This window comes from Nevskia sp., assembly GCF_051860985.1.
GTDB lineage: Bacteria > Pseudomonadota > Gammaproteobacteria > Nevskiales > Nevskiaceae > Nevskia.
In genome coordinates this window covers 48,292-60,981 of record NZ_JBIMKV010000011.1, presented here as the reverse complement: position 1 = coordinate 60,981, position 12,690 = coordinate 48,292, and the positions used below count along the sequence as shown (strand labels likewise).

Sequence of the window (12,690 nt, the reverse complement as noted above, 5' to 3'; positions counted from 1 at the left end):
CAGGAGGAAACCGATGTCTGCAGCAGCTGGCACCGCGATGCACCGCAGCGCGCCCAACGTGTATTTCTTCGCCACCTGCGTGATCGACATGTTCGCGCCGGATGCCGGCATCGATGCCATCGACGTGCTCGAACGCAGCGGCGTCACCGTGCATGTGCCGCTGCGCCAGACCTGCTGCGGCCAGCCGGCGTACACCACCGGCTTTCCCGAGGAAGCAGCCAAGGTCGCCGCGGCCCAGCTCGACCTGTTCCCGGAGCCGTGGCCGATCGTGGTGCCATCCGGCTCCTGCGGCGGCATGCTCAAGCACCACTGGCCGAAGCTCTTCACCAATGATCCGCTGCGTCTGGCCAAGGCCGAAGGAATCGCCGCGCGGACCATCGAGTTCACCGATTACCTGCTGAACGTCGCCGATCTGAACCTGGCGCATGCCCGCCGCAGCCCGTTGCGGGTGGCGCTGCATACCGCCTGCAGCGCGCGCCGCGAGATGGGCACGCTGGAATGCGGCCGGGCGCTGCTGCAACGGCTGCCGGGCGTGGAATTGGTGGTGCAGGCCCATGAGTCCGAATGCTGCGGCTTCGGCGGCACCTTCTCGGTGAAGCATCCGGAGATCTCGGCGGCGATGACCTCGGACAAGCTCGACGCCATCCGCGCCACCGGCTGCGATGCGATGGTCAGCGCCGACTGCGGCTGCCTGCTGAGCCTGAACCTGATGCTGGAGAAGCGCCGCGAACCGCAGCGCGGCCGTCATATCGCCAGCCTGATCCGCGAACGGCTGGACGCCAGCGTTGGCGAAGGGGCCGGGCGATGAGCGCTTCAGGCTCGGCATCGCAGCGCGCCCGATCGGCGATCTTCGCGCGGCTGCACGAGGCACGCCGCGAGCCTGCCGGCGCACGCGCACCGGAGGTCGATGCAGCGCTGGCGCCGCTGGTCGCCGAGCCGGCCGGCGAAAGCCGCCGGCAGCGCTTCATCCGCCATGCCCGCAGCTGGCAGGCCGAGGTCATCGAAACCACGCTGCTCGACTGGCCGGTGCAGCTGCTGGCGCTGCTGCGCGCGCGCGGTGTGCGCCAGCTGTTCGCTGGCCCCGGCAGCCCGATTGCGGCGACCTTGCAGGCCACCGTGCCGGCGGACCAGCTCCGCTGGTTCGATCGCGAGCTGGCTGCATTGAAGCCGGAGCTGTTCGCCGCCGACGCCGGCATCACCACCACGCTCGGCGGCATCGCTGCCAGCGGCAGCCTGCTGCTGCAGCCCGGTGTCGAGGAGCCGCGCACGCTGTCGCTGGTGCCACCACTGCACATCGCGCTGCTGCAGGAGCACGCGCTGCACGATTCGCTGCTGGCGGCAATTCGCCACTACGGCTGGGCGCAGGCGATGCCGAGCAATCTGCTGACCATCACGGGCCCGTCGAAGACCGCCGACATCCAGCGCCTGCTGGTCTACGGCGCGCACGGGCCGCGCGAACTGGTGATCCTGCTGGTGCAGGACGGAGACGCCGATGCACGCTGAAGCGCCGATCAAGCTGGCCGATTTCCACGCCAACGCCCGGGCTGCGCTGAACGATCCGAAGCTGCGCGACAGTTTCAGCGGCGCGATGGATTTCCTGATCGAACGCCGGGCCCGGCAGTTCCCCGATCCGGCTGCCTTCGAGCGGCTGCGCCGGGTTGGCGAAGCGGTGCGCCAGCACGCGCTGGCCCGGCTGCCGGAGCTGCTGGTGCAGCTCGAGGAACGGCTGACCGCGCTGGGCGTGCAGGTGCACTGGGCGGAGACGGCGGCCGACGCCAACGCGATCTTCCTGGATCTGGCGCGGCGTCACGACGCGCCGCTGATGGTCAAGGGCAAGTCGATGGTCAGCGAGGAGATCGAGCTGAACCATGCGATGGCCGCGCAGGGCATCGACTGCGTCGAGACCGACATGGGCGAGTACATACTGCAGCTCGACGGCGACCGGCCGAGCCACATCATCATGCCGGCGATCCACAAGACCAAGCGCGATGTCGCCGAGATCTTCCACGAACACATCGACGGCGCGCCGCTGACCGATGACGTCAACGAACTGATCGCCATCGGCCGCCGCGCGCTGCGCGACAAGTTCGCCAGCGCCCGCATCGGCGTGTCCGGCGTCAACTTCATGGTCGCCGAGACCGGCTCGCTGGTGCTGGTCGAGAACGAAGGCAACGGCCGGCTGTGCACCTCGGTGCCGGACGTCCACATCGCGATCACCGGCATCGAGAAGGTGATCGAAAAGCTGGAGCACGTCGCGCCGCTGTTCGCGCTGCTGACCCGCTCGGCGACCGGGCAGGCGATCACCACCTACCTGAACGTGCTGACCGGCCCGCGCCGGCCGGGCGAGAAGGACGGCCCGCGCGAGATGCACCTGATCCTGCTCGACAACGGCCGTACCCAGGCCTACCGCGAGCAGCGCTTCCGGGCCACGCTGCAATGCATCCGCTGCGGTGCCTGCATGAACCATTGCCCGGTCTACACGCGGATCGGCGGCCTGAGCTACGGCACCACCTATCCGGGGCCGATCGGCGCCATCATTTCGCCGCACCTGCAGAACCTGCACGAGACCCGCGACCTGCCGACGGCATCGAGCCTGTGCGGCGCCTGCGGCGAGGTCTGCCCGGTCGGCATCCCGATTCCCGATCTGCTGATGCGGCTGCGCGAAGCCGGCCGCCACAGCGTCGCGCAATCGGCGACGCCGCCGGAGCAGCCGCTGCGTGGCCAGGGCGAGCTGCGCCGCTGGCCGGAGACGCTGGCCTGGAAGGCCTGGCGCTGGCTGTACAGCCAGCCGATGCGCTATCGGCTGCTGGTCTGGCTGGCGGCCCGGCTGCGCTGGCTGACGCCGCCGTGGCAAGGCGGCTGGACGCTGGCGCGGGCACCGCTGCGGCCGGCACCGCAGTCGTTCCGTGATCGTCTGGCGCAGCGCCGGCAGCAGCGCCGCTAGCGATCCATCCGCAGGGCCCGGCGCCGCCTGCCCGCGACGGCGTCGCTGATGACAGGAGGCGTGCCATGAACCCATCGCAAAACCATGTCGAAGCAGTGATGAAAGTGGTCGGCCGTGACGCGGCGCTGCCGACGCTGGCCGACGACAATCCGATCCATCGCTCCTGGATGCGCTGCTACCGGGACTACAGCCTCGATCCCTCGTCGCGCTATCGCCTGCAGGTGGAGTCTTCCAGCCGGCTGCGCGAGCGGCGCGCGCAGCACGAGCGCTACCTGCGCACGGCGCGCGCCGGCATGGAGCAGCTGCATGCCCAGGTCGCTGATCTCGGCTATGTGCTGATGCTGGCCGATGCCGACGGCATCACCCTCGATCTCCTCGGTACGGCGAGCACCGAAGCGCCGATGCGCGCCGGCCTGATTGCCGGCGCCAACTGGCATGAGCAGCTGGCGGGCACCAACGGCATCGGCACCTGCCTGGTCGAGCGACGCACGCTGAGCTGTGACAGCCGCGATCATTACTACGTCGGCAACCTCGATCTCAGCTGCACCGCCACGCCCCTATACGACCCGGAAGGCGAGCTGATGGGCGCGCTCGACCTGTCGACCATCAGCACGGCGGAATCGCGCGGCAGCCAGCCGCTGATCAGCCGGCTGACGGCGCTGTACGGACGGATGATCGAAGACGCCAACTTCATCCGCCACTTTGGCGATCGCTGGATTCTCAAGCTGAGCCGCAACGCCGCGCTGGTCGACGTCAATGCCGAAGCGATGCTGGCCTTCGACGGCGATGGCGTGATCGTCGGCGCCAACAGCGGCGCCCGCGCCCAGCTGCAGCTGATCGACGGCGTGGCACGCGGCGGCCTGGTCGGTCACGGCCTGACGGCGGTGTTCCGCAACCGCGCCGTCGACATCTGGCGACTCGCGTGCGGCGCCGAAGCCGACGAGTGCGGCGCGCTGGAAACCTGGACCGATCAGGTCTGCTACGCCACCGTGCGCGCACCGCGCCGTCCGGCGCCTGCAAGCGGCCAGCCGGCGGCGGCCAGCGGCGTTGCTGCTCCAGGCAATGTCGCCGAGCTTGAAGCGCTGGCTGACGACGATCCGCAGATGAACCAGCTGATCCACCAGGCGCGGCGGCTGGCTCGCCGGCCGCTGAACGTGCTGATCCAGGGTGAGACCGGTACCGGCAAGGAAGTGCTGGCAAAGGCGCTGCATCAGGCCAGTCCGCGCGCCGCGCAGGCCTTCGTGGCGATCAACTGCGCGGCGCTGCCGGAATCGCTGATCGAAAGCGAACTGTTCGGCTATTTGCCGGGCACCTTCACCGGCGCCCGCAGCCGCGGCATGGTCGGTCTGATCCAGCGCGCCGATGGCGGCACCTTGTTCCTCGACGAGATCGGCGATATGCCGCTGCCCCTGCAGACCCGCCTGCTGCGGGTACTGTCGGAAGGCGAGGTGCTGCCGCTCGGCGGTGACAAGCCGATCCCGCTGCGCCTGACGGTGATTGCCGCCTCGCACCGCCGGCTGCGCGAGCAGATTGCGGCCGGCGCGTTCCGCGAAGACCTGTACTACCGGCTCTCCGGTGCGACCCTGCAGCTGCCGCCGCTGCGCGAACGCCGTGACCTCGCCTACCTGGTCCGCCGCATCCTCCGCGACGAGGCATGTGCGCTCGGCGCATCAGAGGCGATTGCGCCGCAGGCGCTGGAACTGCTGCTGCAATACCGCTGGCCCGGCAACATCCGCGAGCTGCGCAACGCGCTGCGCTATGCGCTGTCGATGGCCGATGCCCGCGGCATCGATCTTGATGATCTGCCGGCCGAAGTCCGCGCTGCCGCGCTCGGCCCTTCGCGTGGGCTGGAACTGCTGGCGGCGTCGACGCCCTCCGTCCAGCCTGGCGCGGTCGAGGCGCCGGGCCGCGCCGGCCACGTCGGCGACGGCCAGCAGCTGCTCGACACGCTGCGCAGCCATCACTGGGTGATCAGCGACGTGGCCCGCGAGCTGAACCTGTGCCGGGCGACGATCTACCGGCGGATGAAGCGTCACGGGATCGTCGCGCCGACGCAGTTCTGCTGAGGCCGGCGCTGGCGGCAGCTGGCTGCCGCAGACCTCAGGACGCTCGCATCACGGCACCACGTTCACGGTGGCGTGGGCCGTCGTCGACTCGTTCAGCCCGGTGCAGGTCAGCGTGTAGACGCGGGTGCCGATGGCCGGTGTCGGTACGGCTGCGACGCCGCTGGCCGGCCGGTTGCCGGCCCAGTCCCCGCCCGCCACGCAGGCGCTGGCCCGCGCCGCTGTCCAGGCCAGGATGGCCTTGGCATCGGGGGCGGCATGAACGGTGGTCGCCAGCGCTGCCAGCTTCACGGTGACCATGCCGGGATCGAGCTTGAACAGCGTGCCGGCGCCATGGGCGCCGCCGCCGGCCGTGCTGCCGTAGAGCTTGCCGCCGACCTCCAGCAAGGACGCGGCCGGGCCGGCACCGTGGGCGCCGTCGAAGGCGTACAGCGCTTCGTAGCGGCCGTCCCGGTCGACCCTGAAGACCGCGCCGCCGCCGGCGCGGCCACCGCCCCGGGCAACGCCATAGATGCGGCCATCAGCGCCGGCCACCAGGCCGCCGGGATAGATGCCGTCTTCTCCGCGCGCCACCGAGAACGCATGCAGCGTGTGGACCTCGCCAGCCGCAGTGATCCTGAACACGGTGCCGGCCGCTCGCTCCTCGCCTTCGCTGTCGATATAGCCCTGGGTGCTGCCGTAGAGATCGCCGTCCTGACCCTGCACAAGCGGCGATTTCGGGCCGCCCTGGTCCGCCGGGAACGCGTAGAGCACCGTGTAATCGCCGGCCGGAGTGATCCGGAACAGGCTGCCGGCGCCGGCCGCGCCACCGCAGCAGGTGACGCCATAGAAATTGCCGTCGCGCGCCTGCAGCAGGTTGCCGATCGCGAGCGCCCGGCCTTCGGCACCGGTGAAGCGGTGCAGCACCGTCACCTGGCCGTCGGCTTCGACCCGGATCACGCCGCCAAGGCTGTTGGGGAAGATGCCGAAGGCGCCGCCGCCGGTGACGCCGTACAGGCGGCCGTCGCGCCCCAGGGTCAGCGCCGCGCCACCGAAGCCTTCGCTGCCGGCCGGGTCGAAGTGGTGAAGGATGCTGTAGGTGCCGTCGGCAGTGATGCGGAAGATCTCGCCGATGGTGGTGCCGTAGTAGTGGCCGTCGGCGCCGCGCACCAGGCCATCGCTGGGGCCGAACAGGTAGCCGCCCTGGGCCTGGGTGTCGGCAAAGCGGTGCAGCGTGGTGAAGCCACCGCCGGGACCCGGCTTGATCCGGAAAATGGTGGGCGGCGTCGAGATCTCGCCGTAATCCGCGTCACCGGCGCCATAGCCAGCCGTCACGCCGTAGAAGCTGCCATCCGGGCCGCGGGCCAGGCGTCCGACCGGCTGCTCGCCGCCGCCATTCAGACTGAACTGCGGGCCGCCGAGGAAGGCATACGAGCCGTCCAGCACCACGCCTGGGACCTCGTCGGCGAACGACGGCGCCGCGCCGGCCAGCAGCAGCGCGGCGAGCCACCGGGCAGCACTGTGGTGATCACGAAGGCGCTGCGCGGCGCCGTACGGCTGATGCAGTTTGCGGTTCAGGGGAATGGGGCGGACTCCGGGCCTGGTGGAGGGGCAGGCGGTGCGAGCGTCCGCGCAGTTTGAAGGGCGCGTCAAGCGGGGCGAGGTGCCGTCGGCCGATGAATCGAGGCACCGAATACCGCCGCAAGAACCGGAGTGAGCGCGGCCGGGCGCTCTCGCAGACTGCCGTCACCTTCACCACCGCGAGCGCCGAGCCCATGACTGCAGCCCCCCGCATCGAAACCGTTTCCGTCGAGCCTGCGATCCTGTACTGGGGCACGCCGGTCGTGCTGATCAGCACCAGCAACGAGGACGGCAGTTCCAACCTGGCGCCGATGTCCTCGGCGTTCTGGCTGGGCTGGCGCTGCATCCTCGGCCTCGATGCCAGCTCGAAGAACACCGAGAACCTGATTCGCACCGGCGAATGCGTGCTGAACCTGCCGTCTCCGGCGCTGGTCGGCCATGTCGACCGGCTGGCGCGGCTGACCGGCTCCAACCCGGTGCCGGCCGCCAAGCAGATGCGCCAGTACACGCACGAAAAGAACAAGTGGGAGATCTCCGGCCTGACGCCGGTGCCCAGCGAGACGGTGCAAGCGCCGCGGGCGCTGGAGTGCCCGGTGCAGATGGAAGCGGTGCTGGCCGCCACCAACGGCTTCATGGCCGACGACCCGATGTGGAAGGTCGGCATCAAGGTGTTCGAGGTGCGCATCACGCGTGTGCACGTGCACCCGGAACTGCTGATGGCCGGCACCACCGATCGCATCGATCCCGACAAGTGGGGGCCGCTGATCATGAAGTTCCAGAAGTTCTACGGCTGCACCACCGAGCAGGTTCATGGATCGCGCCTCGGCGAGATTCCGGAAGCGACCTATCTAAGCCCGGATGTCGAGCGGGCGCGGGCGGCGGCGCTGCGCCAGGCCTGAGGCAGCGCTGGGGCAGGCTGATACAGCAAGGCCGCCCGATCCCCGTGCGGGGACCGGGCGGCCCGGCGTGGCGTCACGCCATCAGTTGCCGAGCGCGAATACCCAAACGCTGCCGCCTTCCGGCACCTTCTCGTCCCAGCCGGCGAGGCCGTGCATCTTGCCCTGGATCCACTGGGCATCGACGCCATAGCCGGAGACCACGGCGATGTACTGCTTGCCGTCGATCGAGAAGCTGCTCGGCGGCGAGATGATTCCGGACGGCGTCGGGAACTCCCACAGCAGCTTGCCGGACCTGGCATCGTAGGCGCGGAACATCTTGTCGTTGGTGCCGCCGGCGAACAGCAGGCCACCGGCGGTGGTCAGGATCGAGCCCCAGTTCCACGAATGCGGGTACTTCTCGCGCCAGACTTCCTTGCCGCTATCGATGTTCCAGGCCTGGATGCCGCCGATGTGGTCGAAGCTGTTCTTCACCGACAGGTCGAGCTTGTTGATGTCCACACCGGCCGACCAGGTGCCGGGAATGATCGGCTGGATCAAGCCGGTCAGCGTCAGGCAGTGGTTGTCGTTGTACGGGATGTACAGCATCCCGGTGTCCGGGTTGTAGGCCTCGTACGGCCAGTCCTTGCCGCCCCAGAGGCTCGGGCAATAGGTGTGGGTTTCGTTGGTATGCGGCTTGGCGTCCTTGTTGTAGCTCGGCCGGCCGGTCTTCGGGTCGATTGCGGTGAAGACCGTGTTGGTGACGTAGGGCTCGGACTTGTTGTAGGTGATCGTGCCCTTGGCGTCGCGGTCCAGCCAGTACAGGCGGCCGTTGCGCTGGGCACTGACCATGCCGCTGACCTTCTTGCCGTTCTTGGTGTACTCCACCAGCGTCGGCGCGTTCATGCCGGCCCAGTCCCAGGAGTCGTTCCAGTGGTACTGGAAGTGGCTCTTGATGTCGCCGGTCGCCGGATCGAGCGCCAGCACCGAGGCCAGATACAGGTTGTCGCCCGGACGCTGGTCGCCCAGCCACGGCGCGCCGTTGCCGACGCCCCAGTAGATGACGTCGTTCTTCGAATCGTAGTTGCCGGGCATCCACATGGTACCGCCGCCCTTCTTCCAGGCGTCCTTCCATTCGCCGGTCTGCGGCCAGGTTTCCGAGCCCTTCTCGCCGGGCGCCGGCACCGCGTAGCGGGTCCAGGCCAGCTTGCCGGTCTCGGCGTCGAAGGCCTTCAGGAAGCCGCGCACGCCGAACTCGCCACCGGACGGGCCGATCAGCACCTTGCCCTTGACGACCAGCGGCGCGGAGGTGATGTAGGCGCTCTCGGTTTCCCAGTCGCAGACCTGAGCTTCCCAGAGCAGCTTGCCGGTCCTGGCGTCGAGTGCGCTGAGCATGCAGTCGACGCTGCCGACATAGACCTTGTCTTTCCACAGCGACACGCCGCGATTGGTGCGGTGCAGAGCGCCGATGCCTTCGGGCACCTCGCGCTGGAAGTGCCACAGCGGCTTGCCGGTCCGGGCGTTGTAGGCGAACACGTGGTTGTGCGGCGTCGACACGAACATGTACTCGCCGTTGACGATCGCCGGCGCCTCGTGGCCGGAGTTGACGCCGGTGGCCGAGGACCAGACCGGTTTCAGCTTGGCCACGTTGGCGGTGTTGATCTGCTTGAGACGGCTGTAGCTCCAGCCTTCGTAGTTGCCCTTGGTCAGCAGCCAGTTCTCGGCTTCCGGGCTGGCCAGGCGGGCATCGGTGACGGGCTTGTAGTCCGGCTGCGGTGCGCTGCCCGGGCTGGCCGCGACGGCGGCGGATGCGATGACTGCGCCGAGCGCAGCCGTGATCAATGACATTCTCATCGTTGTTTTCTCCTCCTGCTTGCAGCGTCTGGTGACGGGGGTGTGTGGTGAAAAGGCGGCATCAGGTCGGCGGCCCGAGCGGGCCATCGAACTTGCCGTTAACGATCAGCGCGCCGTCCTTGATCGCCAGCGGCAACATCGCCAGCCGGCGTTGGGCCGGACCGTTGGTGACGACGCCGCGATCGGCGGCGTTGAACACCGAGCCATGGCAGTTGCAGACGATCTGCGTCTGGCTCGGGTGCAAGGTGGTGATCGGGCAGCCGTAGTGAGTGCAGAGCGACGAGAACGCGACGATGCCGTCGGCGGCGTTGGCCGCACTCGATGGCTTCAGGTCCTCGGGCTTCAGGCGCACCACGGTCAACATGCCGGCCTTGGAAACCAGCGCCTGGCCGGTCGCCGGGTCTAGCGGATAGGCCAACGTCGGCGGCTCGCCGGGCTTGAGATCGGCCGGCAGGATCGGCTGTCCGGCCTTCGGTCCCATCACGTAGGCCAGCTTGTCGCCGGCCTGCGGCTTGGTGCTGCGGGCCGGTCCGCCGTCCTCTGCCAGCGCTGGCAGGCTGCCGGCGGCAAGGGCGGCGAGGCTCAGCGCGCCGGTCAGCATCTGCCGGCGGCTGCCGTCGGTGTTCTGGTCCAGGCCGGCGCAGGCGCAGCGCGGCGTCGATTTGCGATCGTTCATCGTGGCCGTGCTCGCGTTCATGCCGTCTGCAGATAGACGACGTGGGTCTCGGTGAACTCGAGCAGGCCGTGGCGGCCGTCGGCACCGCCGATGCCGGACTTGCGGCGGCCGGCGTGAAAGCCCTGCATCGCCTCGAAATGCTCGCGGTTGATGTAGGTCTCGCCGAACTGCAGTTCGCGCACCGCCTTCATCGCGGCGTTGAGGTCGCGGGTGAATACCGACGACGTCAGGCCATACTCGGAATCGTTGGCGTGGAAGATCGCCTCGTCGAGGTCATCGACGATCTGCAGCGGCAGCACCGGGCCGAAGATCTCCTGCCGCATGATCGCCATCTGCGGCTGGCAGCCGGCCACGATCGTCGGCTGGTAGTGATAGCCCTGAGGCAGCGTGGCGACGGCACCGCCAGTGCGGATCTCGGCACCGGCCGCGCGGGCGCCGTCGACCAGCTGGCCGACCTTGTCGAGCCCGGCCTGGTTGACCAGCGGCCCCATGTCCAGCGTCTCGTCGCGCAGCGGGTCGCCATAGCGGGTCGCGGCCATGCGCTGAACCAGCTTGTCGGTAAGGGCTTCGGCGACGCTGCGCTGCACGTAGACGCGCTCGGCGCAGTTGCAGACCTGGCCGGTGTTGATCACCCGCGAGGCGACCAGCGCGTTGACGGCCAGGTCGAGGTCGGCATCGGCGAGCACGATGGCCGGTGCCTTGCCGCCCAGTTCCAGATTGACCCGGGTCAGGTTCGGCGCGGCCGCCTGCATGATGCGGATGCCGGTGCCGACGCTGCCGGTGAAGGTCACCAGGTTGATGCCGGGGTGCGCCGACAAGGCCGAACCGACGCTGGCGCCGCGACCGCAGACCAAGTTGAAGACGCCCGGCGGCAATTCGGTTTCGGCCAGCAGCCGGGTGAACGCAAAGGCGTTGAGCGGCGTTTCCTCGCTCGGCTTGATCACCACGGTGTTGCCGGTGATCAGCGCCGGCGCCATCTTCCGGGCGATCAGGAAGAACGGGAAGTTCCACGGCAGGATGCCGGCGGCCACGCCCAGCGGCTTGCGCAGCAGGAAAATGTGTTCGCCGGCGCGATCGCTGCTCAGCACCTCGCCATCGAGGCGGCGTGCCCACTCGGCCATGTAGTCGATGTAGTCGGCGGTGAAGTTCACCTCGACCCGGGCCAGCGGCAGCACCTTGCCCTGCTCGCGGGCGATCAGCGTCGCCAGCGTTTCGGTGTGCTGGCGCAGCTTCGCGGCAATCTGGCGCAGGTAGCTGGCGCGTTGGATCGCCGGCAGCCTTTCCCAGGCGGGCTGGGCGCGGCGAGCGGCGGCGACGGCCTCGTCGACAACCTCGGCACCGGCATCCGGCACCGTCGCGATCAGCTCGAACGTGGCCGGGTTGTGGACGGCGATGCGGTCGCCGTGATGGACGACGAAGCGGCCATCGATGTAGTTCAGATACTCGTTGGACATCAGCTGGGGTTCTCCTGGTGCGAGGGCGCGGTGCGCGATCGGCAGCGGCGTGCAGCCGCCAGCGGCAGCGCTGGCTTCTGCCTTGGGTGGGGTTCGGAAGTGGAGTCGGGTGGAGGACGGGCAGCGACGTGCCCGGCTCACCAGACGTAGACGTACTTCAGGTTGAAGCTGTCGTTCTGGGCATGGCTTTCGCCGTCGACCGTGGTCGAGTAGCGCAGTGCGATCGACTGGTTCTTGAAGGTGTGCAGCACCACGCCGCCGCCGACATCGAAGGCCCAGCTCTTCGGCGCGCCGTCCTTGGCACCGGCGTACTCGTAGTCGAGCCCGATGAAGGGCTCCAGGTACTGGTGGAGGCGATAGCCGAAACGGTTGTTGGTATGCCAGTTCAACACCGGCGTGACGCCATTGGTGCGCTCGCCCTGCCAGACGAAGCCGCCGTTGCCGGTCACCTGCCAGTTGCCGCCTTTCCAGTTCCACAGCAGGCTGGTCAGGTTCTTCCAGTTGGTGTCGCTGACCGAGTCGTTGCCGACCGGTACCACGAGGAAGGACTGGATGCCGAACGTCGAGCTGTCGGTCGGCCGGTACCAGGCGGCGAAGCCGGTCAGCGGATCGCCGAGGCCGCCGGCATAGCGGCCACTGCCTTCGTTGCGGACGCCGATCTCCGGCACGATGATCTCGTAGGCCAGCCCGATCCTGCGGTTCCACTCCGGTGACCAGAAACGCACGTACTTCGACAGGCCGACGATCTGCTGGCTGCCGTCGCCGTCGACCTTCTTGCCGCGGGCATCGCGGACCTTCTCGTTGTCCTGCACGGTGGCGTACTGGACGAAGACGATGAACGGCGCGAAGTCGACCGGAAGGTCGTACTCGCCGGGGCCGATGACGTCGAAGGTGATCGCCGACGCCGCGCCTGCGGCAGACAAGGACAGCGCGGCAATGGCGATCCGGATCGACAGCGGGCCGGTCTGGCCCCGGGACATTCTGGACATCGTGGTACTCCTCCTCACGTTTTTATGGACGCCGCCATAGGGGGCGTGCCGTCTTGCGGCGTCATCGAGAGGGCAAGTGAAATGCCAGCGGCGGAGGCGCAGTCCTATGGCCGCGCGGGGGCCGGCAAGTCATTGTCGAAGCTGCGTTTGTTGGCGGCCCGGCGGATCGGGACCGGATGCCGGCCGAGCGACAGCTGTTGCAGTCGCTTGCGCCGCCGATGGCGATCGCGGCCGGGGCTGCGACAGCTGTCGCAGGGGCAGGCGGCGCAGCCCGC

10 protein-coding genes are annotated in these 12,690 nt (G+C 68.8%); 5 read left to right on the top strand and 5 right to left on the bottom strand.

Translation table 11 applies throughout. From position 1 onward, the window contains the following. Nucleotides 1-13: 13 nt before the first annotated feature. The 4 genes from ACTIGJ_RS12280 to ACTIGJ_RS12265 all read left to right on the top strand — a co-directional run bounded on the left by ACTIGJ_RS12280 (nucleotide 14) and on the right by ACTIGJ_RS12265 (nucleotide 5,010). Nucleotides 14-808 (top strand): (Fe-S)-binding protein, encoded by a 795-nt coding sequence (locus ACTIGJ_RS12280; RefSeq protein WP_439640610.1) that lies wholly within the window; start codon nucleotides 14-16, stop codon nucleotides 806-808. Further along, entirely contained in the window at nucleotides 805-1,503 is a 699-nt protein-coding gene (locus tag ACTIGJ_RS12275) for a LutC/YkgG family protein (RefSeq protein WP_439640609.1), read from the top strand. The genes ACTIGJ_RS12280 and ACTIGJ_RS12275 overlap by 4 nt, the downstream gene beginning before the upstream one ends. After that, nucleotides 1,493-2,944, top strand: coding sequence for a LutB/LldF family L-lactate oxidation iron-sulfur protein (locus ACTIGJ_RS12270; protein WP_439640608.1), 1,452 nt, complete (start codon nucleotides 1,493-1,495; stop codon nucleotides 2,942-2,944). Before ACTIGJ_RS12275 ends, ACTIGJ_RS12270 begins: the two co-directional genes overlap by 11 nt. A gap of 65 nt (nucleotides 2,945-3,009) precedes the next feature. Next, nucleotides 3,010-5,010, top strand: a complete 2,001-nt coding sequence (locus ACTIGJ_RS12265; protein WP_439640607.1) for a sigma-54-dependent Fis family transcriptional regulator — start codon at nucleotides 3,010-3,012, stop codon at nucleotides 5,008-5,010. A 48-nt stretch (nucleotides 5,011-5,058) separates the two neighbouring features. On the opposite strand, the gene ACTIGJ_RS12260 is transcribed toward ACTIGJ_RS12265, so the two are convergent. Next, complete coding sequence (locus ACTIGJ_RS12260; RefSeq protein WP_439640606.1) at nucleotides 5,059-6,435, bottom strand: choice-of-anchor tandem repeat GloVer-containing protein; 1,377 nt, start codon at nucleotides 6,433-6,435, stop codon at nucleotides 5,059-5,061. Between the two features lie 326 nt (nucleotides 6,436-6,761). On the opposite strand from ACTIGJ_RS12260, the gene ACTIGJ_RS12255 reads away from it, so the two are divergent. Then, nucleotides 6,762-7,466 carry a flavin reductase family protein gene (locus ACTIGJ_RS12255; RefSeq protein WP_439640605.1) on the top strand — a complete coding sequence of 235 codons (705 nt, stop codon included), beginning with the start codon at nucleotides 6,762-6,764 and terminating at the stop codon, nucleotides 7,464-7,466. An 81-nt stretch (nucleotides 7,467-7,547) separates the two neighbouring features. Here ACTIGJ_RS12255 and ACTIGJ_RS12250 read toward each other — a convergent pair whose 3' ends face one another. The 4 genes from ACTIGJ_RS12250 to ACTIGJ_RS12235 all read right to left on the bottom strand — a co-directional run bounded on the left by ACTIGJ_RS12250 (nucleotide 7,548) and on the right by ACTIGJ_RS12235 (nucleotide 12,415). Next, nucleotides 7,548-9,296 (bottom strand): PQQ-dependent dehydrogenase, methanol/ethanol family, encoded by a 1,749-nt coding sequence (locus tag ACTIGJ_RS12250; protein WP_439640604.1) that lies wholly within the window; start codon nucleotides 9,294-9,296, stop codon nucleotides 7,548-7,550. A gap of 61 nt (nucleotides 9,297-9,357) precedes the next feature. Continuing rightward, nucleotides 9,358-9,972 (bottom strand): ubiquinol-cytochrome c reductase iron-sulfur subunit, encoded by a 615-nt coding sequence (locus tag ACTIGJ_RS12245; RefSeq protein ID WP_439640603.1) that lies wholly within the window; start codon nucleotides 9,970-9,972, stop codon nucleotides 9,358-9,360. Nucleotides 9,973-9,989: 17 nt separating this feature from the next. Next, a complete protein-coding gene (gene aldA / locus ACTIGJ_RS12240; protein WP_439640602.1) occupies nucleotides 9,990-11,426 on the bottom strand; it encodes an aldehyde dehydrogenase in 1,437 nt (478 codons plus the stop codon). Between the two features lie 137 nt (nucleotides 11,427-11,563). Next, nucleotides 11,564-12,415: a transporter gene (locus ACTIGJ_RS12235; protein WP_439640601.1), complete on the bottom strand. Its 852-nt coding sequence runs from the start codon at nucleotides 12,413-12,415 to the stop codon at nucleotides 11,564-11,566. Nucleotides 12,416-12,690: the final 275 nt, after the last annotated feature.